Below are 25210 nucleotides of genomic sequence, written 5' to 3'. Positions count from 1 at the left end.
AAGTTCCGTAAGCCGACTAACGGTCTGTCTACTCAGGCCAATACCACCCTGTACTTGGCGCGAGAGGCATAAAAAAACCCGCATCGCTGCGGGTTTTTTCTAGCCCGGGTCTTAGTTGACCTTGGCGGCCAGCTCACCTTTGAGGTAACGCTGGAACATGCCTTCCAGGGAGATCGGCTTGATCTTGGAGGCATTGCCGGCAGTACCGAAGGCTTCATAACGAGCAATGCACACATCACGCATGGCCGTTACGGTGGCACCGAAGAACTTGCGCGGGTCGAACTCGCTCGGGTTCTGCGCCATCAGGCGGCGCATGGCACCGGTGGAGGCCAGACGCAGGTCGGTGTCGATGTTGACCTTGCGCACGCCGTACTTGATGCCTTCGACGATTTCTTCAACCGGCACGCCGTAGGTTTCTTTGATGTCGCCGCCGTACTGGTTGATGATTGCCAGCCACTCTTGCGGAACCGAGGAAGAACCGTGCATCACCAGGTGGGTGTTAGGGATGCGCTTGTGGATTTCCTTGATACGGTCGATCGCCAGGACATCACCGGTAGGTGGCTTGGTGAACTTGTAGGCGCCGTGGCTGGTGCCGATGGCGATCGCCAGGGCATCGACCTGGGTCTTCTTGACGAAGTCCGCGGCTTCTTCCGGGTCGGTCAGCATCTGGCTGTGGTCCAGAATGCCTTCGGCACCGATGCCGTCTTCTTCGCCAGCCATACCGGTTTCCAGCGAGCCCAGGCAACCCAGCTCACCTTCAACCGAAACGCCGCAGGCGTGAGCCATGGCCACGGTCTGCTGGGTGACACGGACGTTGTACTCATAGTCGGTCGGGGTCTTGCCGTCTTCACCCAGGGAACCGTCCATCATCACCGAGCTGAAGCCCAGCTGGATCGAACGCTGGCAGACGTCAGGGCTGGTGCCGTGGTCCTGGTGCATGCACACCGGGATGTGCGGGAACTCTTCGATGGCAGCCAGGATCAGGTGGCGCAGGAACGGCGCGCCAGCGTATTTGCGGGCACCGGCCGAGGCCTGGACAATCACCGGGGAGTCGGTCTTGTCGGCGGCTTCCATGATGGCGCGCATCTGCTCGAGGTTGTTGACGTTGAAAGCTGGTACGCCGTAACCGAACTCGGCGGCGTGGTCCAGCATCTGGCGCATGCTAATGAGTGCCATTGTGTATCTCTCTCCCGACAAGCGTCGTTTTAATCGTGCAAGCCTGCCGCAGTGGCGGTTGCTATTCAAGTAGTGTGGGCCGCCATCACGCGGCCCGGCCAGTCACGGCGCCTTGCAGCCCCGCCCTATCAAATCGTTGGTGGCGACCCAGTACACCAGGCCTTCGTCACCCTTGCTGTGAAACGCCAGCACGCCATCGCTGTACAACGAACCCGAGGCGCCCGGTTCGGCGTTGAGCCGGTACACCTGGTCACCGCCACCCAGACGGACGTCCAGGCTTTGCTGGCTGCTGTCGGCAAAGCGCCAGAGCACTTCGGCCTGGCTGTCACACACCCAGCGCGTCCAGTTGTCTGACGGCGCCGACGCCGGTGAAGACGTGAAGCTTGCGCATCCGCCCAGTACTGCCAGGGCCATCAAGGCCACGACACCTTTCATCCAATATCCTCTAGCAGACCACAAACTGGCCGGTAGGTTGCCATCAACCGATCAAGGGCAACCCTGAGCCCGGCGCTGATGTTCGTCGTCATACTTTTCCAGGCCATCCGGGCCGAGCCGCTTGTTGATCACCGGGACGGTTTCCGCCTGCCATTCAGACTGATAGCAGCCGCCTTTCGGCGCACCGGGCTTATCGGCCGAAGGCTCCGGGGTGCTCGAGCAAGCGCCGAGCATCCCGACCAGGACAAACACAGGCAATCGCTTGACCATCAGGTCGCTCCCTTTGCCAGGCGCTGAGCGGATCAGGCCTTGGCCCGTTGTTCCAGTACTTCCACGGCTGGCAGGACCTTGCCCTCGACGAACTCGAGGAATGCACCGCCACCGGTAGAAATGTAGGAGATTTGCTCGGCAACGCCATATTTGTCGATGGCCGCCAAGGTATCGCCACCACCGGCGATGGAGAACGCAGCGCTTTCGGCGATCGCCTGGGCCAGCACCTTGGTGCCGTTACCGAACTGGTCGAACTCGAACACGCCAACCGGGCCGTTCCACAGGATGGTCTTCGACGACTTCAGCAGCTCGGCGAAGTTGGCCGCGGTTTGCGGGCCGATGTCGAGGATCATGTCGTCTTCGGCAACATCAGCCACCAGCTTGACGGTGGCGGCGGCGCTTTCAGCAAACTCCTTGGCAACCACCACGTCCACCGGCAGCGGCACGTTGACCTTGGCGGCGATGGCCTTGGCGGTATCGATCAGGTCCGGCTCGTACAGCGACTTGCCGACCGGGTGACCGGCAGCGGCCAGGAAGGTGTTGGCAATGCCACCACCGACGATCAGCAGGTCGCAGATCTGGCTCAGGCTGTTCAGGACGTCGAGCTTGGTCGACACCTTGGAGCCGGCAACGATGGCCGCCATTGGCTTGGCCGGCGCTTTCAGGGCCTTGCCCAGGGCGTCCAGTTCGGCAGCCAGCAGCGGGCCTGCGGCAGCGACTTTGGCGAACTTGGCGACGCCATGAGTCGAGCCTTCGGCACGGTGAGCGGTGCCGAACGCGTCCATCACGAACACGTCGCACAGGGCAGCATACTTCTGCGCCAGCTCGTCGGCGTTCTTCTTCTCGCCTTTGTTGAAGCGTACGTTCTCGAACAGCACGATGTCGCCGGCCTTGATCTCGACACCGTCGAGGTACTCGGCAACCAGCGGTACTTCGCGGCCCAGGGCCTTGCTCAGGTAGTCGGCAACCGGCTTGAGGCTGTTCTCGGCCGAGAACTCGCCTTCAGTCGGGCGGCCCAGGTGCGAGCAGACCATCACGGCCGCGCCTTTTTCCAGCGCCAGCTTGATGGTCGGCAGCGAAGCCAGGATACGCGCATCGCTGGCAACCACACCGTCCTTCACTGGGACGTTGAGGTCTTCGCGGATCAGTACGCGTTTACCTTGCAGATCGAGGTCGGTCATCTTCAACACGGTCATGAATGCAGTCCTTCAGGGCTGTTTACAAGTGGAGCGGGTTTGATTGACGACGTGCAGAAAATGATCGGCAACGTCGAGCATACGGTTGGCAAACCCCCATTCGTTATCGAACCAGGCCAGCAGGTTGACCAGCCGGGGGCCGGAAACGCGGGTCTGACTGGCATCGACAATCGCCGAATGGGGGTCATGGTTGAAATCACAACTGGCGTGCGGCAATTCAGTGTAGGCCAGCAAGCCCTTGAGCGGTCCGCTCAGGGCCGCATCACGCAACACCTGGTTGACCTCGGCCGCGCTGGTGTCGCGGGCGGTCTGCAAGGTGATGTCCAGGCACGACACGTTGACGGTCGGCACGCGTACGGCTTTGGCCTGAATTCGCCCGGCAAGTTCCGGGAGCAGGCGCTCGATACCGCGGGCCAGCCCGGTAGACACCGGAATCACCGACTGGAACGCCGAGCGGGTACGGCGCAGGTCTTCATGGTGATAGGCATCGATGACCGGCTGATCGTTCATCGCCGAGTGGATCGTGGTGATCGACACGTACTCAAGGCCGAAGGCCTGGTCGAGCACGCGCAGCAGAGGCACACCGCAGTTGGTGGTGCAGGAGGCGTTGGAAACCAGGCGCTCGCTGCCATCCAGGCAATCCTGGTTGATGCCGTAGACAATCGTCGCATCGACGTCCACTTCACTGGCCATCGGTTGCGAGAACAGCACCCGCGGTGCACCGGCGTCGAGGAAGCGCTGGGCGTCGGCACGGGTGTTGTAGGCGCCGGAACACTCCAGTACCAGGTCGACGCCGAGCGCCGCCCAGTCGATGCCTTCCGGGGAGGCACTGCGCAAGACTTTTACGCAGTCGCCATTGATATGCAGACAGTCGCCATCGACCTTCACCTCACCGGGAAAACGCCCGTGGGTGGAGTCGAAGCGTGTCAGGTATTCGATACTGGCCTGATCGGCCAGGTCGTTCAGTGCGACGATCTCGAAGCCCGCCTTCGCTCCCCGTTCAAAGAGTGCGCGCAAGACGCAACGACCGATACGGCCGTAGCCGTTGAGTGCAACTTTGTAAGGACGCGGTTGGGGCATGGGATGCTCACGGAACAGAAGCGTTATCTGCAAATCGCGGGGCAAGCCCGCTCCCACATCAGATACCTGTGGGAGCGGGCTTGCCCCGCGATCAATCCAGCACAGCCAGGATCAGTCTTCCAGCAGCTCTTCAGCAGTACCCAGGATGTTTTCCAGGGTGAAGCCGAACTCTTCGAACAAAGCAGCCGCCGGGGCCGATTCGCCGTAGGTGGTCATGCCGATCACGCGACCTTCGAGGCCGACGTACTTGTACCAGAAGTCGGCATGAGCCGCTTCGATAGCGATACGTGCGCCGACCTGCAGAGGCAGGACCGATTGCTTGTAGGCGGCGTCCTGAGCATCGAACACGCTGGTGCACGGCATCGAAACGACGCGGGCCTTGCGGCCTTGCTCGGTCAGCTTGTCGAACGCCTGAACGGCCAGGCCGACTTCGGAGCCGGTGGCGATCAGGATCAGCTCAGGCTCGCCTGCGCAGTCTTTCAACACATAGCCACCACGGCTGATGTCGGCAATCTGGCCAGCATCACGGGTTTGGTGCTGCAGGTTCTGACGCGAGAAGATCAGCGCCGAAGGGCCGTCCTTACGCTCCAGCGCATGCTTCCAGGACACCGCCGACTCGACGGCGTCGGCTGGGCGCCAGGTATCCAGGTTCGGCGTGCTGCGCAGGCTGGTCAGTTGCTCGATCGGCTGGTGCGTCGGGCCGTCTTCGCCCAGACCGATGGAGTCGTGGGTGTAGACGTGGATCACACGCTGCTTCATCAGCGCCGACATGCGTACGGCGTTGCGGGCGTATTCCATGAACATCAGGAAGGTCGCGCCGTAAGGCACCAGACCGCCGTGCAGGGCAATGCCGTTCATGATCGCGGTCATGCCGAATTCGCGCACGCCGTAGTACATGTAGTTGCCGCTGGCATCTTCAGCGCTGACGCCCTTGCAACCTTTCCACAGGGTCAGGTTGGAGCCGGCCAGGTCTGCCGAGCCACCGAGGAATTCCGGCAGCAGTGGGCCGAAGGCATTCAGGGTGTTCTGGCTGGCTTTACGGCTGGCGATGGTTTCGCCTTTGGCCGCGACTTCAGCGATGTAGGCAGTGGCCTTTTCGGCGAAGTCTGCTGGCAGTTCGCCGCTCAGACGACGCTTGAGTTCGCTGGCCAGTTCCGGGAAGGCGGCAGCGTAGGCGGCGTAGCGCTTGTCCCACTCGGCTTCAACGGCTTTACCGGCTTCCTTGGCGTCCCACTCGGCGTAGATGTCGGCCGGGACTTCGAACGGACCGTGGTTCCAGTTCAGCTCTTTGCGCGCCAGGGCGATTTCGTCGTTGCCCAGCGGAGCACCGTGGCAATCTTCCTTGCCCTGCTTGTTCGGCGAACCGAAACCGATGATGGTCTTGCAGCAGATCAGGGTCGGCTGCGCGCTCTTGCGTGCAGTGTCGATGGCGGTGCGGATTTCGTCGGCGTCGTGGCCGTCGACATTGCGGATCACCTGCCAGTTGTAGGCTTCGAAACGCTTCGGCGTGTCGTCGGTGAACCAGCCTTCGACTTCGCCGTCGATGGAGATGCCGTTGTCATCGTAGAAGGCAATCAGCTTGCCCAGGCCCAGGGTACCGGCCAGGGAAGCGACTTCGTGAGAAATGCCTTCCATCATGCAACCGTCACCCAGGAACACATAGGTGTGGTGGTCGACGATGTTATGGCCAGGGCGGTTGAACTGGGCACCCATGACCTTTTCGGCAATGGCGAAACCAACAGCATTGGCCAGACCCTGGCCGAGCGGACCGGTGGTGGTCTCGACGCCTGGGGTGTAACCGAACTCCGGGTGGCCCGGGGTGCGGCTGTGCAACTGACGGAAGGCCTTGAGGTCGTCGATGGTGACGTCATAGCCAGTCAGGTGCAGCAGCGAATAGATCAGCATCGAGCCGTGACCGTTGGACAGCACGAAGCGGTCACGGTCAGCGAAGTTCGGGTTGCTTGGGCTGTGTTTCAGATAGTCGCGCCAAAGAACCTCGGCGATATCCGCCATGCCCATAGGGGCACCTGGATGGCCGCTGTTGGCCTTTTGCACGGCATCCATGCTGAGGGCACGAATGGCGTTGGCACGCTCACGACGGCTGGGCATCGCTTATCTCCTGGGGCTTGAATTAATTACGAAACGAAAAAAGGCGGCCATTTTCGCCCAGGCACGCCCCCGGGGGCAATGACGGATGGTCGATGCAGCATGATTTTCCTGTGATTGAGCGAAGAATCAGGCGTTAAGCCGGGAAAACAGCAGGATCGGTCGTGTCGTCCTGCGACGAATTGCCCCGCTTATCGTGCAATATCAAAACTTTTTGATATTGCTCTTGCGACGCTGCCACAGCCTGACTAGACTGCCGTCCCATGAATCTACCTGTGCCTGCAATCCGTCCCGAGCAAAGCGAAGACCTGGCTGCCCTGTGCAAAGCCAGTGGCGACCCGCTGCGCCTGAACGTATTACGGGCACTGGCCAGCGACTCTTTTGGCGTGCTGGAGCTGGCGCAGATCTTCGCCATCGGCCAGTCGGGCATGAGCCACCACCTCAAAGTGCTGGCCCAGGCCGGACTGGTGGCAACCCGCCGCGAAGGCAATGCGATCTTCTATCGTCGCGCCCTGCCCGATGGCCTGCGCCTGGGTGGCAAGCTGCATGCGGCGCTGCTCGAAGAGGTCGATGGCCTGAGTCTGGCGGATGAAGTGCAGGCGCGCATCGGTCAGGTCCAGCAACGCCGGGCCGCCACAAGCCAGGACTTCTTCCTGCGTGTCGAAGAGAAGTTTCGCGCCCAGCAGGACCTGATTGCCGGGCTGCCGCAGTACCGCGAAAGCCTCCTGGCGTTGCTCGACAAACTCAGCTTTGCCGCTGACGCCTGTGCCCTTGAAGTGGGCCCTGGCGATGGCGAATTTCTTCCCGAACTGGCCCGGCGGTTTGTTCGGGTCACCGCACTGGACAACAGCCCGACCATGCTCGAGCTGGCACGCCAGGTCTGTCAGCGCGAAGACCTGGCTAATGTGAACCTGCAGTTGGCCGATGCACTCAGTGCAACGGATGTGGAAGCCGACTGCGTAGTGCTGAATATGGTCCTGCACCATTTCAGCGCCCCGGCCGAAGCCCTGCGGCAGCTGGCCAACCGTGTGAAAGCAGGCGGCAGCCTGCTGGTAACAGAGTTGTGCAGCCACGACCAGAGCTGGGCCAGAGAGGCCTGTGGCGATATCTGGCTGGGCTTTGAGCAGGACGACCTGGCCCGCTGGGCCAGCGCTGCGGGACTGGCTCCCGGGGACAGCCTGTATGTGGGCTTACGTAATGGTTTCCAGATCCAGGTCCGCCATTTTCAGCGACCGGCTGGCGACACTCAACATCGGTAAATTTTAGGAACCCGTCGAGATGAGCGAATACTCCCTTTTCACCTCCGAGTCCGTGTCTGAAGGGCATCCGGACAAAATCGCCGACCAGATTTCGGACGCCGTGCTGGACGCCATCATCACCCAGGACAAATACGCACGCGTAGCCTGCGAAACCCTGGTGAAAACCGGTGTAGCGATTATCGCAGGTGAAGTCACCACCTCGGCCTGGGTAGACCTGGAAGAGATCGTCCGCAAAGTCATCGTCGACATCGGCTACAACAGCTCCGACGTCGGCTTCGACGGCGCCACCTGCGCCGTGATGAACATCATCGGCAAGCAATCGGTAGACATCGCCCAAGGCGTTGACCGCAGCAAGCCGGAAGATCAGGGCGCTGGCGACCAGGGCCTGATGTTCGGTTATGCCAGCAATGAAACCGACGTGCTGATGCCAGCACCGATCTGCTTCTCGCACCGTCTGGTGGAGCGTCAGGCCGAAGCACGCAAGTCCGGTCTGCTGCCGTGGCTGCGTCCGGATGCCAAGTCGCAGGTCACCTGCCGTTACGAAGGCGGCAAAGTGGTCGGCATCGACGCCGTGGTCCTGTCGACCCAGCACAACCCTGAAGTCTCGCAGAAAGACCTGCAGGAAGCGGTGATGGAGCTGATCGTCAAGCACACCCTGCCTGCCGAACTGCTGCACAAAGACACCCAGTTCCACATCAACCCGACCGGCCAGTTCATCATCGGCGGCCCGGTGGGTGACTGTGGTCTGACCGGTCGCAAGATCATCGTCGACAGCTACGGCGGCATGGCCCGTCACGGCGGTGGCGCGTTCTCCGGCAAAGACCCGTCCAAGGTTGACCGTTCCGCCGCTTACGCCGGTCGCTACGTGGCCAAGAACATCGTCGCCGCAGGCCTGGCCGAGCGCTGCGAGATCCAGGTTTCCTACGCTATCGGCGTAGCCCAGCCTACCTCCATCTCGCTGAACACCTTCGGCACCGGCAAGATCTCCGACGACAAGATCGTCCAGCTGGTACGTGAGTGCTTCGACCTGCGTCCGTACGCAATCACCACCATGCTCGACCTGCTGCACCCGATGTACCAGGAAACTGCCGCCTACGGTCACTTCGGCCGTATCCCGCAGCAGAAGACTGTCGGCGACGACACCTTCACCACCTTCACCTGGGAACGTACCGACCGCGTCGACGCCCTGCGCGCTGCTGCTGGTCTGTAAGCCCCGAGGCTGCAAGCAAAAGCCCCAGCCGAGCGATCGGCTGGGGCTTTTTCATGACATATCGACTGACAACTGACGACGCTGCCCTGAGCATCCATTGCCTAGGCTAGGGGTTCCATACCGCCAAGCAAGGATGCTGGCCATGTTGCTCAAACTGCTCGTTTACCTTCTGCTTACCCTGCACTTATCCACAAGCCATGCCGAGGAATGCCCCGCCTGGCCAATCGACCAGGCGCGCAACGAGACCGATCGGTTGCGTGAGACCCTGGCCAACTGGGATGAGCATTACCATCGTCTGGGCCTCTCACTGGTGGCAGACGAGATCTACGACCAGAGCCGACAGCGCCTGAAACATCTCCAAGGTTGCTTCAACCTGCAGACCGTCGACAACCCGCTCGCCAGTGCCCGCGGGCCGATAACCCATCCCATCGCGCACACTGGCGTCGACAAGCTGGCCGACGATCAGGCAGTCGCTCAATGGATACACGGCAAACAGAACATCTGGATTCAGCCCAAGGTGGATGGTGTCGCTGTCACCCTGGTGTTTCGCCAGGGCAAGCTGCTGCAACTGCTCAGCCGTGGGAATGGCGTTCACGGGCATGACTGGAGCCGGCACATTCCTTATCTCGATGGCATAACCCGGCAACTTTCCCAGCCACTCGATCTCACCCTGCAAGGCGAACTGTACTGGCGCCTCGACGACCATGTGCAGTCGGCTGCCGGAGGTCTTAACGCTCGCGGCACTGTGGCCGGATTGATGTCGCGCAAACAGTTGAGCACCGAGCTGGGCGGCGGAATCGGTCTGTTCGTCTGGGACTGGCCCGAAGGCCCGAACACCCAGGCCGAGCGCCTGGCCAGGCTGGCAGCGCTGGGTTTCGCCGACAGCCAGCGCTACAGCGTTGCTATCGCTACTCATGACGAAGCGGCCCACTGGCGCCAGCACTGGTACCGCTCGCCGCTGCCCTTCGCCACCGACGGCGTAATCCTGCGCCAGGACAGCCGCCCACCCGCCGAGCGCTGGCAGCCTAACGCGCCCTATTGGATCGCTGCCTGGAAATACCCCTTCGCCCAGGCACTGGCCGAGGTCCGTGAGGTACGTTTCCGGATCGGACGCACCGGCAAGGTCACGCCTGTGCTGCTGTTAAAGCCGGTTATGCTCGATGACCGGCGCATCACCCAGGTCAGCCTGGGCTCATTGCCACGCTGGCGGTCCCTGGACATCCGCCCGGGTGACCAGGTGGCGATCAGCCTGGCCGGGCTGACCATCCCGCGCCTGGAGCAGGTGGTGCATCGCAGCGTTCATCGCCAGCCGTTGGCGCCTCCGGCAATCGGGCAATTTCATGCCTTGAGCTGCTGGCAGGCCAGCCCCGGTTGCGAAGAACAGTTCATCGCCCGACTCGCCTGGCTAAGCGGCAAGCAGGGGCTGGATATACCGCGAGTGGGCGTTGCGACCTGGCGCAACCTGGTGCAGGCGGGCCTGGTCAACACCCTGGCCGACTGGCTGACCGTAACCGACGACCAACTGCGCCAGCTACCCGGTTTCAGTGCAGCCAGTGCCGAACGGCTGTTGCAAGGCTTCGACAGTGCTCGCTCCCGCCCCTTCCAGCAGTGGCTGCACGCCTTGGGGATACCCGCACCACGCGACGCTGATCTGAGCGCGGGCTGGTCTTCACTGGCGGCCAGGACTGCCGAGCAGTGGTCTCGCGAATCCGGTATCGGAACCACGCGCGGCGAACAACTGCTGGCTTTCTTCAGGCATCCGCACGTGCAGGCGCTGGCTGCGCAACTGTTGACTCAAGACATCGAAGGATTCCCGAACGCCCTCTAAAATCAGGCATCTGCAGCTGTAGGATTTTTCCTCCAGTGCAATTGAAAAGCCTACCAAGGGTTCCTTAATTGAGGAAATCAGGGCAGGATTCCCCCAACTTTTTGCTGCCCTGCCCCGACCAAGGAGGCCCCCATGAAACTTTTCTCTCAACTCGTATTGCTGACCGCTATCGGACTTGCAGCGACTTCGCTACAGGCCGCCGAGTCAGATCAAGTCCTGACGGGTTGCGCTGCAAAGAAGGCGGATATTCAACAGCAGATCGACAAGTCCATTAACCCTTTCGAAAAAGCAGGTCTTGAGAAAGCGCTGAGTGAAGTCAACGAGCACTGCACCGATGCCGGCCTGAAGAAAGAGCGCGAACAGAAAGTGCTCGACGCCCGTCACGAAGTGACACAGCGCACCAAGGACCTGGACAAGGCCATGAAGAAGGGCGACGCCGAGAAGATCAACAAGCGCAAAGACAAGCTGGCTGAATCCAAGAAGGAACTGCAGCAAGCGCTGGACGAACTCGAAAAGTAAGTCGCTGGACTAATCGCGGGGCAAGCCCGCTCCCACCGGCCCGGTAGGAGCGGGCTTGCCCCGCGATTGTGTATTCAATGGTTACGAAATTCGGTATGACAAGCTTTGCATGCTGCTTCAACCTTGTCGGTCGGCGCGGCCAGATCCGTAGCCTTCAGCGGCTGGGTGCGAGTGACAGCGACCAACTCACCGGTAGCCACTTCCAGCTGGCGAGCCAGGTCCTGGAAGCGTGCCTGTTTCTCCCAGACCTCTGCACGAGCGCTGGTTTCATCGTCCTCGCGAACCTGCGGAAAATGCTTCCACGGCTCACGGGACAAGTTGTCGAGCTTGACCGCGCCGTCGGCGAACTTCTGCCCGTCAAAGGCCAGCCGCCCACGCAGCATGCCGCCCAGGTCTTCACTGGTCTTGAGCATCTGTTTGAAAATGGTCTTGCGCTGGCCCAGCGGCGAGTTGGGATCGACACCGCCACAGGCGGTCAGGGTCAGGCAGGCCAGCAGTACAACAGAAAGGCGCTTGAGCATCATGGTAACGTCGGCTCACGGAAAAAAGGCGGCCAGTATCCTCGCCTCATCGCCAAAGACCAATACCCTTAATAAAACTACGGGTTGCCTGGACAGCTGAAGCCCAGGCAAACCGCCAAGGAAACCCTGTTCATGAAATTTTCCCTGCGCCATCTGGGATGGTCACTCTCGGTACTGGCGCTGCTCGCCGGCTGCAACGGCGGCGGTCCGGAAAAACCCAAGCCTCACGCGCTCGCCACCTACGTCAGCAGTACCTGGAAAGACCTGCCGCAGGTCAGCGACAGTGATCTGCTGGCCGGCTTCGAAGCCTGGCGCAGCGCCTGCGAACGCCTCAAGCGCGACGCAATATGGGCCAATACCTGCGCGGCAGCAGCCAAAATACCTGGCGACAGCACCGAGGTGCGCAACTTTCTCCAGGCCCAGCTGGACGTCTACAGCATGCGCTCGGGCGAAAACAACGCCAACGGCCTGATCACCGGTTACTACGAACCGGTCTACCCCGGCAGCCTGACCCAGACCGACAGCGCGCACGTCCCCGTCTATGGCGTACCGGACGACATGATCGTGGTGGCCCTGGACAGCGTCTACCCGGAGCTCAAGGGCAAGCGCCTGCGCGGCCGCATTGAGGGCCGCACCCTCAAGCCTTACGACACCGCCGAAGTGATCAATCAGCAAGGCGTACCGGCACCCGTTCTGGCCTGGCTCACCGACCCCATGGACCTGCAGTTCCTGCAGATCCAGGGGTCCGGGCGGATCCAGCTCGACAACGGCCGCCAGCTGCGCGTTGGCTACGCCGACCAGAACGGCCACCCCTATCGCCCAGTGGGTCGCTGGCTGGTCGAACAGGGGCAGCTGAAAAAAGAAGAGGTCACCATGGGCAGCATTCATGCCTGGGCCCAGGCCAACCCGACACGGGTACCCGAACTGCTGGCGAGCAACCCCAGTTACGTGTTCTTCAGCACCCGCCCGGACAGCAACGAAGGTCCACGCGGTTCGCTCAACGTGCCGCTGACAGCGGGCTATAGCGTAGCCATCGACCGCAAGGTGATTCCACTGGGCAGTCTGCTGTGGCTCTCCACTACCCGCCCCGATGGTGCCCCGGTGATACGCCCGGTTGCCGCTCAGGACACTGGCGGCGCGATCACCGGCGAAGTGCGCGCCGATCTGTTCTGGGGTACCGGTGCCGAAGCGGGCGAGCTCGCAGGCAACATGAAGCAACAGGGGCAGATCTGGTTGCTGTGGCCTAAAGGCGCGGCGTTGCCCGAAGTGCCCAAGGTGCCCTGAGTCAGGCCGAGACCACAAAGAACGAAACGATCAGACCCAGGCCGACGAACCAGACCAGCGAACGCAAGGCGGCCCAGTCGGCCAGGTAGCAAATGATGTAGAGCAGGCGGCTGGTGATGTACAGCACCGCCAGTACGTCCTGGGTCACCTGCTCGGCATTGCCGACGATGTCGGCGATGATCACTGCCGCGGCAAAGGCCGGAAAGGCTTCAAAACTGTTCAACTGGGCGGCATGGGCACGCCGCGGCAAGCCTTCGAGCTTGTCGAGAAACGCCCGCGGATCGTGGTTCTGCCGCAGATTGAAACGACCGCTGCCGAACTTGGCGATGCTGGTACACAGGATCGGCAGAATCAACGCAATCAGTACACACCACAAAGCAACGGTCATGGCTAAATCCTTGTCGGTTGGAACATCAAAGTTTCATGATCAGCATGCCGATCAGCACCAGGGCACAGGCTAAGAGCCTCGGACCGCCAAAAGGTTCTTTGAGGTAGCGCATGCCGAACAGCACCACCAGTATCACGCTGACTTCACGCAACGCCGCGGCTTCGGCCACCGACCCCAACTGCATCGCCCAGAGCACCAGGGCATAGCTGAGCAACACGCATAAACCGACCGTCAAGCCGAGCCGCCACTGCAGGCGCCAGAACAGGATGAAGGGCGCGCGCCGGGCGACACTGGCCAGCAACGGGAACGGCCAGGCACTGAGCAGCGTCAACCAGACAAGATAGTCCAACGGTTGCGACCAGAGCCGGATCGCCTGGCCATCGAACCAGGTGTAGCAACCGATGCACAGCCCGATCAGGGCCACCACCGGCAACATCGACCAGGGCAGACGATCGCCGCCACCGCCTTGCCAGAGCAGACAGGCCATGCCACAGGGGATCAGCAGAATGCCGATGATCTGCTGGCTGCTTAAGGTCTCACCGGCGAAGGTCAGTGTCAGCGCCAGCACGACCAAGGGTGAGAGGCCGCGCATCAACGGATAGACCAGTCCCAGGTCACCGACCCGATAGGCCTGGATCAACAGAAAGCGATAGAACTGCTCGAACAGCGCAGAAGCCAGTAACCACGGCCAGACTTCGGCGGGCGGGAACTGCACGAAAGCAACCATCACCAGGGCAAACAGCAACGCCACCGCGTCCATGCTGGCGATGACCAGCAGGCGCTCGCCGCTGAATTTGATCAGGGTGTTCCAGGTTGCATGCAGCAGTGCGGCAACCAGTACCAGAGAAGTGGCTAACACGCGAAGGTCCTTGGCAGTGCAGGTCGGGTCATCAATGGCCAGCCGCTATCTAAGCATTTCCCTCGGCGCCGCGTCGCGCACATTCGAGCAGCGTGGAAACGAAATCGGCACATTGCGGTCAACGCATGCAGTCAAAAAACTGTGTCCCCAAGCCATCGCCAGACCATCCAAGGGCTGCCCGATGGGATCGGGTGCCAAATCGAAAGCCATTACAGGACCCGGAATGCTTGAGCTTGTTGCTGCGTTTATCTGTCTGACGACCCTCCTCACTTATCTGAACTACCGCTTCATCGGCCTGCCGCCGACCATCGGCGTGATGGTCACTGCGCTGTTCTTTTCCCTGTTGCTGCAAGGCCTGAGCGTCATTGGCTACCCGGGACTGGAAGAACGTGTGCAAGGCTTGATGAGCCAGATCGACTTCAACGACTTGCTGATGCACTGGATGCTGTCGTTCCTGCTGTTTGCCGGCGCCCTGCACGTCAACCTCGCCGACCTGCGCAGCTACCGCTGGCCGATCGGCCTGCTGGCCACTGTTGGTGTACTGATCGCCACCGTGGTCATCGGTTTTCTCGCTCACTGGATCTTCGCGCTGTTCGGCTGGCACGTCAGCCTGCTCTACTGCCTGCTGTTCGGCGCACTGATTTCGCCGACCGACCCCATTGCGGTACTCGGCGCACTGCGGACCGCCAATGCCTCGAAACCGCTGAAAACCACGATTGTCGGTGAGTCGCTGTTCAATGACGGCACCGCGGTGGTGGTGTTTACCGTATTGCTGGGCATTGCCCAGCTGGGCGAAACCCCGAGCATCACCGAAACCGCCATCCTGTTCGCCCGCGAAGCCATCGGCGGCGCGCTGTTCGGCGGGCTGATCGGCTACGTGACCTACCGCATGATCAAAAGCATCGAGCAGTATCAGGTCGAAGTCATGCTGACCCTGGCCCTGGTCATCGGTGGCTCGGCCATGGCCTACGAACTGCACGTATCAGCACCGATCGCGATGGTGGTGGCCGGGCTGATCATCGGCAACCTGGGGCGCAACCTGGCGATGAACGACATGACCCGCCGCTATATGGACGGTTTCTGGGAACTGATCGACGACATGCTCAACGCCCTGCTGTTCGCCCTGATCGGCCTGGAGCTGTTGCTGCTGCCGTTCTCCTGGATGCACCTGGCGGCGGCCGGTGTGCTGGCCGTGGCAATTCTGCTGTCACGCCTGCTGACTGTGGCCCCGGCAATCCTCATGCTGCGCCGCTGGCGCACAGTGCCGCGCGGCACCGTGCGGGTACTGACCTGGGGTGGCTTGCGCGGTGGTGTGTCGGTTGCTCTGGCCCTGTCGTTGCCGCCGGGCACCGAGCGTGACCTGTTGCTGAGCATCACCTACATCGTGGTGCTGTCGTCGATCCTGTTGCAGGGGCTGACGATCGGGCGGGTGGTGCGCGGGGTTACCGAGCAGCCTTGAGATCGCAATCGCCGGCAAGGCCGGCTCCCACAAAAGCCCGATATATACAGGACCTGTGGGAGCCGGCCTTGCCGGCGATGGACTCATTACTCGACTGCTGAGTCCGGGAACTGATCCTGGACATACTTGATCTCGGTCCGCCCGTGGGCCGCCGGCAAGCCGTCTTCACCAAGGTTGACGAAGACCATACGGTCAACGGTCAGGATGCTCTTGCGGGTAATCTTGTTGCGCACTTCACATTTGAGGGTGATCGAGGTGCGGCCGAATTCGGTGGCGGTGATACCCAGCTCAATGATGTCGCCCTGGCGCGAGGCGCTGACGAAGTTGATCTCCGAGATGTACTTGGTCACCACACGCTGGTTGCCCAACTGGACGATCGCATAGATCGCTGCTTCTTCATCAATCCAGCGCAGCAGGCTGCCGCCGAACAACGTGCCGTTGGGGTTGAGATCTTCGGGCTTGACCCATTTGCGGGTGTGAAAATTCATATCTACTCCTGAGCGTCTTGCCATTCGATGAGGGTAATGATGGCAGAGGCGGCCCCCCTCCTCCATTTAACATCGACTATCGTCTCGATTAATCGACAGAAAACCTTGGGCAGATGCGCAGGCGCGGCTATAATCGCCATCGCTTTAAAACGGTCATCTGCACTTGATACCGTTCCCGCCACCTGTCCGAGGGGCGCTGCAGCAGGTTCAACCTGTCAGGCTCGGATGGGGCGTTGTCTGGCCAGGCCTGCCTGCCGACACTAAACGCACAACGGCGCCCATTCGCACACTACGAATGGAGGCTCTTCATGAGCGCTGTAAACACGCCTGCCGGTTTTACCGATTTCAAAGTCGCTGACATCTCCCTGGCTGCATGGGGCCGTCGCGAAACCATCATCGCCGAATCGGAAATGCCTGCACTGATGGGCCTGCGCCGCAAGTACCTGCAAGAGCAACCGCTCAAGGGTGCCAAGATCCTCGGCTGCATCCACATGACCATTCAGACTGCCGTGCTGATCGAAACCCTGGTTGCCCTGGGTGCCGAAGTACGCTGGTCGTCCTGCAACATTTTCTCCACCCAGGACCAGGCCGCCGCCTCGATCGCCGCTGCCGGTATCCCGGTGTTCGCCTGGAAAGGCGAAACCGAAGAAGAGTACGAGTGGTGCCTGGAGCAAACCATCCTCAAGGATGGCGCGCCATGGGATGCCAACATGATCCTCGACGACGGCGGTGACCTGACCGAGCTGCTGCACAAGAAATACCCGGCCGTTCTCGAGCGCGTGCACGGCGTGACCGAAGAAACCACCACCGGCGTTCACCGCCTGCTGGACATGCTGGCCAAGGGCGAGCTGAAGATCCCGGCCATCAACGTCAACGACTCGGTCACCAAGAGCAAGAACGACAACAAGTACGGCTGCCGTCACAGCCTGAACGATGCGATCAAGCGTGGTACCGACCACCTGCTGTCGGGCAAGCAAGCGCTGGTCATCGGCTACGGTGACGTGGGCAAGGGCTCGGCTCAGTCGCTGCGCCAGGAAGGCATGATCGTCAAGGTCACTGAAGTCGACCCGATTTGCGCCATGCAAGCCTGCATGGACGGCTTCGAGCTGGTTTCGCCGTTCATCGACGGTATCAACAACGGTACCGAAGCAAGCATCGACAAAGCGCTGCTGGGCAAGATCGACCTGATCGTGACCACCACCGGTAACGTCAATGTCTGCGACGCCAACATGCTCAAAGCCCTGAAAAAGCGCGCAGTGGTCTGCAACATTGGTCACTTCGACAATGAAATCGACACCGCTTTCATGCGCAAGAACTGGGCCTGGGAAGAGGTCAAGCCGCAGGTACACAAGATCCACCGTACCGGCGCCGGCGATTTCGACCCGCAGAACGACGACTACCTGATCCTGCTGGCCGAAGGCCGTCTGGTGAACCTGGGTAACGCCACCGGCCACCCAAGCCGCATCATGGACGGTTCGTTCGCCAACCAGGTGCTGGCGCAGATCTTCCTGTTCGGCCAGAAATACGCCGACCTGCCAGCCGCTCAGAAAGCCGAGCGCCTGACTGTCGAAGTGCTGCCGAAGAAACTCGACGAAGAAGTGGCCCTGGAAATGGTCCGCGGCTTCGGCGGCGTGGTGACCCAGCTGACGCCTCAGCAGGCCGAATACATCGGCGTTACTGTTGAAGGGCCGTTCAAGCCACACGCCTACCGCTACTGATGGGCCAAAGCCGGTGTCGCTGCCAAGCGTCACCGGCTTTTTTCTGTACGCCAGCCGCAGGGCTGGCCTGCTTGATCGGTTTACCAGGATTTCGCCATGTCTCAGGAACGTCGTTACAGCTTCGAGTTCTTCCCGACCAAGACCGATGCTGGACATGAAAAACTGCTCGCCACTGCCCGCCAGCTGGCCAGCTACAACCCGGATTTCTTCTCCTGCACCTACGGTGCCGGTGGTTCGACCCGCGACCGCACGCTGAACACCGTGCTGCAGCTGGAAAGCGAAGTGAAGATTCCTGCCGCACCGCACCTGTCGTGCGTCGGTGACAGCAAGGAAGACCTGCGCAGCCTGCTGAGCCAGTACAAGGCCGCCGGCATCCAGCGCATCGTTGCCCTGCGCGGTGACCTGCCCTCGGGCATGGGCATGGCCAGCGGCGAGCTGCGCTACGCCAACGAACTGGTCGAGTTCATTCGCCAGGAAAGCGGCGATCACTTCCATATCGAAATCGCCGCCTACCCGGAGATGCATCCCCAGGCGCGCAACTTCGAAGATGACCTGAAGAATTTCGTGCGCAAGGCCAACTCCGGCGCCAACAGCGCCATTACCCAGTACTTCTTCAACGCCGACAGCTACTTCTACTTCGTCGAGCGCGTGCAGCAGATGGGTGTGGATATTCCTGTGGTTCCGGGGATCATGCCGATCACCAACTACAGCAAGCTGGCGCGCTTCTCCGACGCCTGCGGCGCCGAGATCCCACGCTGGATCCGCAAACAGCTGGAAGCCTATGGCGATGACGTCAACAGCATCCAGGCGTTCGGTGAAGAGGTCATCACCCGCATGTGCGAACAACTGCTGCAAGGCGGCGCACCAGGGCTGCACTTCTACACCCTGAACCAGGCCGATCCGAGCCTGGCGATCTGGAACAACCTCAAGTTGCCGCGTTGATCGACGCGCGACTGCCGCTGCCAGCAAATGCGGCAGGGTACTGAAAGGGTCTTGGCTTACGCCAAGGCCAGCGTACGGCTACTAGCCATAGCCGTGCGCACATCGTACTCTCCAGCCATGCCTGATTTCTCCCGCTTATTAACCGCCCTGCTGCTCACTTGCCTGAGTGCATTTGCCCACGGCGAGAAGCTGCGTATCGTCACCGAACCCTGGGCCCCCTACGTCTACGTGGAAAGCGGTCAGGCCAAAGGTATCGACTACGACGTCACTGTCGAAGTGTTCAAGCGCCTGGGCGTGGAAGTTGACTGGCAGTTCCTGCCCTGGAAACGTTGTCTGGCGATGATTGATCAAGGCCTGGCAGACGGCATCCTGGATATTTTCTACACCGAACACCGCGCCAATCAGCTCCTCTACCCCAACGAACCGTTGTCCGATGTGGAATTCGTGCTGTTCTATGCCAATGCCCGGCCCCATCCGGTCAACAGCCTGCAAGACCTGCGCGGCCTGACCGTCGGCACCTCTCCTGGCTACTCCTATGCGCCAGCGTTCAGCGATTCGCCACTGTTCACCCGCGAGCCGGCACCAACCCACGAAGCCAACTTCGGCAAACTGCAGCGCGGGCGTATCGACTTGCTGATCACCGACCGCCGCGTCGGACGCTACCTCAGCAAATATCTTGGCCTGGATCAGCAGATCAGCGAGTTGCCATTGGTGGTCAGCCGCCAGAGCCAGTACCTGGCGGTACGCCGCGATGTCGGCATGGACGCGCTGATTCAACGCTTTAACGCCGAGCTGAACCGTTTCAAGCAAGAGCCGGCCTATGCGGCCCTGAACGCCCGCTATGCCGGTGCCGAAGAAAACTTTCGAACCACCGTTGAGCAGCAGGAACGCAGCACGCCCTGAATGCTCTGTTATACTCGGGCCTTCCCGCCAGGCTTACGCCCGGACGCTCGGCCTTGCAAAAGGCATCCCGACGGCAGGACAGCGCGGCCAAGAGCCCGCCCGCCATACTCCGGATGTGCATTGAAGACCCTGCTGGACCGGACGCGATAGCATCACCCGATGCCCGTCGCGCCAGGCAAGATTATCCCATCGGGCTTAGCCCCCACTAAGAACAGGATTGCTCATGTCCTTTGCTTCCCTCGGTCTCTCCGAGGCTCTAGTCAGTGCCATCGAGGCTGCTGGCTATACCCAGCCCACTCCGGTGCAACAGCGGGCCATTCCCGCCGTGTTGCAAGGTCGCGACCTGATGGTTGCCGCCCAGACAGGTACTGGTAAAACCGGTGGTTTCGCCCTGCCGATCCTCGAGCGCCTGTTTCCAGGTGGTCACCCAGACAAATCCCAGCGTCATGGCCCTCGCCAGCCGCGGGTTCTGGTACTGACCCCGACGCGCGAACTGGCCGCCCAGGTGCATGACAGCTTCAAGGTTTATGCCCGCGACCTCAAATTCGTCAGCGCCTGCATCTTCGGTGGCGTCGGCATGAACCCACAGGTTCAGGCCATGGCCCGTGGCGTTGATGTGCTGGTGGCCTGCCCGGGCCGCTTGCTCGACCTCGCTGGCCAAGGCAGTGTCGACCTCTCCCACGTCGAAACCCTGGTACTGGACGAAGCCGACCGCATGCTCGACATGGGCTTCATCCACGATGTGAAGAAAGTCCTCGCACGCTTGCCGGCCAAGCGTCAGAACCTGCTGTTCTCGGCGACCTTCTCCAAGGACATCACCGACCTTGCCGACAAGCTGCTGCACAACCCCGAGCGCATCGAGGTTACCCCGCCGAACACCACGGTCGAGCGCATCGAACAGCGTGTCTACCGCCTGCCGGCCAGCCATAAGCGCGCCCTGCTGGCCCACCTGATCACCACCGGCGCGTGGGAACAGGTACTGGTCTTCACCCGCACCAAGCATGGCGCCAACCGCCTGGCCGAATACCTGGAGAAGCACGGCCTGACTGCCGCCGCGATCCACGGCAACAAGAGCCAGAATGCCCGCACCAAAGCCCTGGCCGACTTCAAGGCCGGTACCGTGCGCATCATGGTTGCCACCGATATCGCTGCCCGTGGCCTGGACATCGACCAGCTGCCGCATGTGGTCAACTTCGAGCTGCCCAACGTCGAAGAAGATTACGTGCACCGGATCGGTCGTACCGGCCGTGCCGGTCGCTCGGGTGAAGCGATCTCGCTGGTCGCTCCGGACGAAGAAAAGCTGCTCAAGAGCATCGAGCGCGTCACGCGCCAGAAGATCCCGGATGGCGACCTGATGGGCTTTGATGCCTCCAAGGTTGAAGCCGAGAAACCTGAAGTCCGCGAGCGTCCACAAAACAACCCGCGCGGTGGCCGTGGTCAGCGTGCTGACGGTACCAACACCGGCAACGGTGGCCGCAAGGACAAAGGCAAGGACCAGGGCAAGGAAAAAGGTCGCGACAAAGACAAGGAAAAAACCGTAGAGAAGTCTGCCGGTGGCCGCCAGGAACGCAAACCACGCGACAACAAAAAGCCGCGCCCGCAACAGTCCGCACAAGCCGGCGTACCATCGGTACCCGCTAATCGTGACCCAGAAGAGTTCCTGGATGACGAAGTGGACAACTTTGGTAACCGCGCCGACTACGTCAGCCCTTACCAGAACAAGGGCAACCAGGGTCGCAACCGTCGCCCTGGCGCACCTGCCCAGGCAGGTGCCGGTGCTAGTGGCCAGCCGCGTAGCGGTGGTGGCCAAGGCCGCAACAACAATGGCCCGCGCACCGGTACAGGTGGTTCGGCCAGCGGCGAGAAACGCGGCGGTTCGCGTAATGGCGGCAGTGGTCAGCCGCGCCGTGACGGCGGCGGAGCCCGCAATCGTCGTCCGAACAGTGACAATCAATCGGGCGAGCCAGCCGTGCGCAATCCGCGTGAAGGCCAGCCGCAACCGAAGATCATGCACAAAGAGTCGAAAATCGACCGTTTCCCGACTGCCGAACAGCTTGAGCAACTGCCAAGCCGTCCACGTGGCGAGAAACCTGCACTGCTGACGCGTAATCGCTGATCCAGTCATGCCGATACAAAAACGCCGCCCCTAGGGGCGGCGTTTTTGTTGGTGCGGCAACAATTACTTCTGCTTGATGCCTTCGATCGAGATATCCAGGTCCAGGGTCTGCGAAGTAGCACCCGGGCCTTTGATGCCGAAATCGTTCAGGTTCAGCGTGGTGGTAGCGTTGAAACCTGCACGCTCGCCGCCCCATGGATCCTTGCCTTCACCGTTGAAGGTAGCCTTGAAGGTTACCGGCTTGGTTACGCCGTGCATGGTCAGGTCGCCAGTCACGTCAGCGGTTTTCTCGCCAGTCGGCTTGACGCTGGTGGAGACGAACTTGGCCTCTGGGTACTTCTTCACATCGAGGAAATCTTTGCTGGCGATGTGCTTGTCACGCTCGGCGTGGTTGGACCACAGGCTGGCGGTTTTCAGGTCGACAGCGATCTTGCTGGCTTCAGGCTTGGCTGCATCCCAGCTGAAGGAACCGTCGAAGTCCTTGAAGGTACCGTGGATGAAGCTGTAACCCAGGTGGCTGATCTTCCAGTCTACGAAGGCATGCTGGCCTTCCTTGTCGATCTTGTAGTCTGCAGCCATGGCCTGGCCAGCCGAAAGCAGTGCGGTACCGAGCGCCAGAGCGGCAAAAGTCTTTTTCAACATGCGTCTATATCCCTTTGGAGTGGAGGTTGAACATCAAGCTTTGCGGCCCAGCATGCGCTTGAGGGTCGCGTCACGGTCGATAAAGTGGTGCTTCAGGGCAGCCAGGCCATGCAGACCGGCAAAAATCACCAGGCCCCAGGCCAGGTAGAAATGGATTACGCCGGCGACATCCGCCTGATCGGGCAAGTCGCTGACCAGCGCTGGCACTTCAAAAAGTCCGAACACCGGGATACCCACGCCATCGGCGGTGGAAATCAGGTAGCCGGCGATCATCACCGCGAACAGGCCAAGATAAAGCAGACCGTGCCCGGCTTTGGAAGCTATGCGTGTCAGCTTGCCGTGGTTCGGCAGCGCCGCTGGTGGCGGGCTGATAAAACGCCAGGCCACACGCGCCAGCATCACTGCCAGCAATACCAGGCCGATGCTCTTGTGCAGGTCGGGGGCTTCTTTGCGCCAGGGACTGTAGTAGTCCAGGCCCATCATCCACAGACCCAGCCCGAACAATCCGAACACTGCCAGTGCCACGCCCCAGTGCATGACGATGCTGACCAGGCCGTAGCGAGAAGATGAATTGCGCAGTTGCATTGCCGTGTTTCCCTGTAAGAACTGTGCTCAGACTAACAACTTATTTATCGAATTAAAGCGGAAAAATTTGCTTCGAAATATCGAGAAAAACGATGAATAGTGTGTAACAGCGTTATTAAGGAAACATTAACTGTAGGGGAAGGTGTAGCGACATCGCGGGGCAAGCCCGCTCCCACAGGATTGATTCTGATCCTGTGGGAGCGGGCTTGCCCTGCGATAAATGCAACGCAATTACTGCGCTTTAGCCTGCACGTTGGCCACTGGCTTCTTGACCGGCGCAGGTTTGGCGGCGGCCTTCTTCGCCTGCTCGGCCTTGGCCACCGGCTTTTTCACCGGTGCTGGCTTGGCTGCCGCCTTGGCGGGCGCTGCCTTGACCGGTGCGGGCTTGACCGGCTCTTCCTTGGCAACCGGGGGCACTACTGGCGCAGGTGCTGCAACCGGTGCCTGAGCAGCTTCCGCCGGCTTGGCCGCAGGTTTTTCAACCGGCTTGTCGTCACTGCCGAACATCCGCGAGAAGAAGCCTGGCTTGCTCGCTTCCTTCTTCACCGGCTCCGCTGCCTTGGCGGGCTTGTCGGACGACCCACCAAACAGATTGGAGAAGAAGTTGCCCTTGCTGGCCGCCACTGCAGTAGCGGCTGCTGCGGCTGGCGCCGCGCTGACCGGGTCAAAGGACTTGCCCGCCGCCAGGTCCTGGACCTGGCTGGCAGCACGCTGGCCACTGCGCAGCGCGCCTTCCAGAGTGCCCGGGTAAAGCGCATCGGTGTGCTCACCGGCAAAGGCGATACGCTGCACCGGACGCTCCCACAAGCGCCAGAATTTGCTGATCTGGCCCGGGCCATAGGCCAGGTAGGCACCGCCCATGTTGGCGTCGGTGCTGTAACGGCGGACTTCGTAACCGGTGAAGGCACCGCGGGCCTGCGGGTAGAACGCATGCATGCGGATCAACACCTGGTCGACCATCTGCTTGTCGCCGAAAGCCTGCAGCAGACGTGCGTTGTCACCGGACAGGTTGATGACGACGTTGGCGCCGCCTTTGAGCGCAGGCTCGACCCACAGCATGCCAAGACCGGTGTTGCTGTAGATCTCGCCGGACATGCGCGCACGGCTCTCCCACACAGGGTGCTTGAACTTCAGCAACAGCTGGTCACGCCAGCCATAGTTGGTGCCCTTCAAGGCGGCCAGGTGTTTGGTGTCCAGGCCGGGGGTCATCTGAATCTTGGCCAGCGCGCGCAGCGGCACGGCCAGGACCACGTAATCGGCCTGATAACCGACGCTGCCGACTTTGACAGTCACGCCGTCCTTGTCCTGGGTAATGGCACTGACCGGCGAGCTGGTCTTGATGGTCTTCAGTTGCTTGACGAACGCCTGGGCCAGCACCGGGCTGCCGCCTGGCAGGCGTGCGGCGCGCAGGTCACGGTCGCTGACACCGCGATAGACGCGGGTCTGCTGGGCGAAATAAAGCAGCGACAGGCGCGATGGCTCGTCGTAGCGGGTGCGGATCTGCTGGTTGACCAACTGACGCGCGGTGGTCGGCAGCTGCAGCTTGTCCAGCCAGCTGGACACGTTCAACTGGTCGAGGGCGAACAAGGTGCTGTTGGCCGCCGGGTTCTGCGGGTCGTCAATCGAGCGCGCCAGATCGTCGAGGGTCTTTTCATAGCGCTTGAGCGCCTCGGCGGTCGCCGGCTGCTTGGTCGCAAGGTCGGTCGAGCTGAAGTACTCGCCATCGATCAGGTAACCCGGTGTACGGACGAACTCCGGTGCCGGCAGGGTGCTGATCTTGAAAGTATCGAGATACTGGTTGAGGATCGGCTGGGCCTTGCTGTTACCGATCCATTCACTGGTGGCCAGCCCGGAACGCCCGCCCATCCCCGATTTGGCTTCGAGCAGGGTTACCTGCCAGCCCTTGCCCTGCAATTCATAAGCGGCAGTCAGGCCAGCCAGACCACCGCCGACGACGATTGCCGTCGGGGTTTTGTCCTTGGCCAGCGCAGCGCCGCTGAACAGTCCTATCATTACCAGCGCACAGGCGCGCAGCCACCCAGCAGACATGTTGGCGAACTCCGGATCAAAGCAGAAAGATGGGGGGATTCCCCCTGGAAAGAGTAGCCGAAGAATACGCGAGGCCAAGTCCCCCGGCTAGCGACGCCAGCGGCTGATTGCATGTCACGGGTTGTCCTCGACCGACGCATTGCATAGGCTTGCGCCGCATGTCCGCGCTGTCGTCGC

At 61.3% G+C, this 25210-nt stretch carries 23 protein-coding genes and 1 riboswitch; of the genes, 10 read left to right on the top strand and 13 right to left on the bottom strand.

Going from position 1 to position 25210, the window contains the following annotated elements; genetic code table 11:
• Positions 1-111 precede the first annotated feature (111 nt).
• From fba to tkt, 6 genes are all read right to left on the bottom strand, one after another.
• The gene (gene fba, locus AC07OF_RS02780) at positions 112-1176 is read right to left on the bottom strand and encodes a class II fructose-bisphosphate aldolase (protein ID WP_045182031.1); all 1065 of its coding nucleotides are present in this window, start codon (positions 1174-1176) and stop codon (positions 112-114) included.
• Between the two features lie 102 nt (positions 1177-1278).
• Positions 1279-1611 (bottom strand): MliC family protein, encoded by a 333-nt coding sequence (locus AC07OF_RS02775; RefSeq protein ID WP_038615317.1) that lies wholly within the window; start codon positions 1609-1611, stop codon positions 1279-1281.
• Between the two features lie 51 nt (positions 1612-1662).
• A complete protein-coding gene (locus AC07OF_RS02770) occupies positions 1663-1914 on the bottom strand; it encodes a hypothetical protein (protein WP_128321612.1) in 252 nt (83 codons plus the stop codon).
• Positions 1914-3077, bottom strand: coding sequence for a phosphoglycerate kinase (locus AC07OF_RS02765; protein ID WP_038615321.1), 1164 nt, complete (start codon positions 3075-3077; stop codon positions 1914-1916). The genes AC07OF_RS02770 and AC07OF_RS02765 overlap by 1 nt, the downstream gene beginning before the upstream one ends.
• Before the next feature lie 12 nt (positions 3078-3089).
• The gene (gene epd / locus AC07OF_RS02760; protein WP_157194473.1) at positions 3090-4157 is read right to left on the bottom strand and encodes an erythrose-4-phosphate dehydrogenase; all 1068 of its coding nucleotides are present in this window, start codon (positions 4155-4157) and stop codon (positions 3090-3092) included.
• 111 nt (positions 4158-4268) lie between these two features.
• Positions 4269-6266 (bottom strand): transketolase, encoded by a 1998-nt coding sequence (gene tkt, locus AC07OF_RS02755; protein WP_157194474.1) that lies wholly within the window; start codon positions 6264-6266, stop codon positions 4269-4271.
• Between the two features lie 260 nt (positions 6267-6526).
• On the opposite strand from tkt, the gene AC07OF_RS02750 reads away from it, so the two are divergent.
• From AC07OF_RS02750 to AC07OF_RS02735, 4 genes are all read left to right on the top strand, one after another.
• Positions 6527-7522: an ArsR/SmtB family transcription factor gene (locus tag AC07OF_RS02750; protein ID WP_157194475.1), complete on the top strand. Its 996-nt coding sequence runs from the start codon at positions 6527-6529 to the stop codon at positions 7520-7522.
• Between the two features lie 19 nt (positions 7523-7541).
• Entirely contained in the window at positions 7542-8732 is a 1191-nt protein-coding gene (gene metK, locus AC07OF_RS02745) for a methionine adenosyltransferase (RefSeq protein ID WP_045182013.1), read from the top strand.
• Between the two features lie 142 nt (positions 8733-8874).
• Entirely contained in the window at positions 8875-10560 is a 1686-nt protein-coding gene (ligB, locus tag AC07OF_RS02740; protein WP_495072551.1) for an NAD-dependent DNA ligase LigB, read from the top strand.
• 132 nt (positions 10561-10692) lie between these two features.
• The gene (locus AC07OF_RS02735) at positions 10693-11079 is read left to right on the top strand and encodes a DUF1090 domain-containing protein (protein WP_157194477.1); all 387 of its coding nucleotides are present in this window, start codon (positions 10693-10695) and stop codon (positions 11077-11079) included.
• Positions 11080-11153: 74 nt separating this feature from the next.
• Here the strand turns inward: AC07OF_RS02735 and AC07OF_RS02730 are convergent, their stop codons facing one another.
• Positions 11154-11603 (bottom strand): c-type cytochrome, encoded by a 450-nt coding sequence (locus AC07OF_RS02730; RefSeq protein WP_495072550.1) that lies wholly within the window; start codon positions 11601-11603, stop codon positions 11154-11156.
• 129 nt (positions 11604-11732) lie between these two features.
• On the opposite strand from AC07OF_RS02730, the gene mltA reads away from it, so the two are divergent.
• Positions 11733-12884 (top strand): murein transglycosylase A, encoded by a 1152-nt coding sequence (mltA, locus tag AC07OF_RS02725; RefSeq protein ID WP_157194479.1) that lies wholly within the window; start codon positions 11733-11735, stop codon positions 12882-12884.
• 1 nt (position 12885) lies between these two features.
• Here mltA and AC07OF_RS02720 read toward each other — a convergent pair whose 3' ends face one another.
• Positions 12886-13272, bottom strand: coding sequence for an MAPEG family protein (locus AC07OF_RS02720; RefSeq protein WP_157194480.1), 387 nt, complete (start codon positions 13270-13272; stop codon positions 12886-12888).
• A 25-nt stretch (positions 13273-13297) separates the two neighbouring features.
• Positions 13298-14131 (bottom strand): EamA family transporter, encoded by an 834-nt coding sequence (locus AC07OF_RS02715; RefSeq protein WP_038615342.1) that lies wholly within the window; start codon positions 14129-14131, stop codon positions 13298-13300.
• A gap of 223 nt (positions 14132-14354) precedes the next feature.
• Here AC07OF_RS02715 and AC07OF_RS02710 point away from each other — a divergent pair, with 223 nt between their 5' ends.
• Positions 14355-15590: a cation:proton antiporter gene (locus tag AC07OF_RS02710; protein ID WP_157194481.1), complete on the top strand. Its 1236-nt coding sequence runs from the start codon at positions 14355-14357 to the stop codon at positions 15588-15590.
• Positions 15591-15676: 86 nt separating this feature from the next.
• Here AC07OF_RS02710 and AC07OF_RS02705 read toward each other — a convergent pair whose 3' ends face one another.
• Positions 15677-16078 carry an acyl-CoA thioesterase gene (locus AC07OF_RS02705; protein WP_038615346.1) on the bottom strand — a complete coding sequence of 134 codons (402 nt, stop codon included), beginning with the start codon at positions 16076-16078 and terminating at the stop codon, positions 15677-15679.
• A 182-nt stretch (positions 16079-16260) separates the two neighbouring features.
• Positions 16261-16365: riboswitch (S-adenosyl-L-homocysteine riboswitch) on the top strand.
• A 21-nt stretch (positions 16366-16386) separates the two neighbouring features.
• On the opposite strand from AC07OF_RS02705, the gene ahcY reads away from it, so the two are divergent.
• The 4 genes from ahcY to rhlE2 all read left to right on the top strand — a co-directional run bounded on the left by ahcY (position 16387) and on the right by rhlE2 (position 21757).
• Positions 16387-17796, top strand: coding sequence for an adenosylhomocysteinase (gene ahcY, locus AC07OF_RS02700; RefSeq protein WP_038615348.1), 1410 nt, complete (start codon positions 16387-16389; stop codon positions 17794-17796).
• Between the two features lie 96 nt (positions 17797-17892).
• Positions 17893-18738 carry a methylenetetrahydrofolate reductase [NAD(P)H] gene (gene metF / locus AC07OF_RS02695; RefSeq protein ID WP_495072549.1) on the top strand — a complete coding sequence of 282 codons (846 nt, stop codon included), beginning with the start codon at positions 17893-17895 and terminating at the stop codon, positions 18736-18738.
• A 117-nt stretch (positions 18739-18855) separates the two neighbouring features.
• Entirely contained in the window at positions 18856-19641 is a 786-nt protein-coding gene (locus tag AC07OF_RS02690) for a substrate-binding periplasmic protein (RefSeq protein ID WP_157194483.1), read from the top strand.
• Between the two features lie 223 nt (positions 19642-19864).
• Positions 19865-21757, top strand: coding sequence for an RNA helicase RhlE2 (gene rhlE2 / locus AC07OF_RS02685; protein WP_495072548.1), 1893 nt, complete (start codon positions 19865-19867; stop codon positions 21755-21757).
• A gap of 63 nt (positions 21758-21820) precedes the next feature.
• Here the strand turns inward: rhlE2 and AC07OF_RS02680 are convergent, their stop codons facing one another.
• The 3 genes from AC07OF_RS02680 to AC07OF_RS02670 form a co-directional block, all read right to left on the bottom strand.
• Positions 21821-22399, bottom strand: coding sequence for a YceI family protein (locus tag AC07OF_RS02680; RefSeq protein WP_038615358.1), 579 nt, complete (start codon positions 22397-22399; stop codon positions 21821-21823).
• 33 nt (positions 22400-22432) lie between these two features.
• Entirely contained in the window at positions 22433-22984 is a 552-nt protein-coding gene (locus AC07OF_RS02675) for a cytochrome b (RefSeq protein WP_157194485.1), read from the bottom strand.
• A gap of 231 nt (positions 22985-23215) precedes the next feature.
• A complete protein-coding gene (locus tag AC07OF_RS02670; protein WP_495072547.1) occupies positions 23216-25033 on the bottom strand; it encodes a flavin monoamine oxidase family protein in 1818 nt (605 codons plus the stop codon).
• Positions 25034-25210 lie beyond the last annotated feature (177 nt).

The organism is Pseudomonas sp. GW821-FHT10B02 (assembly GCF_059415665.1).
This window is presented reverse-complemented; position numbering and strand designations above follow the sequence as displayed.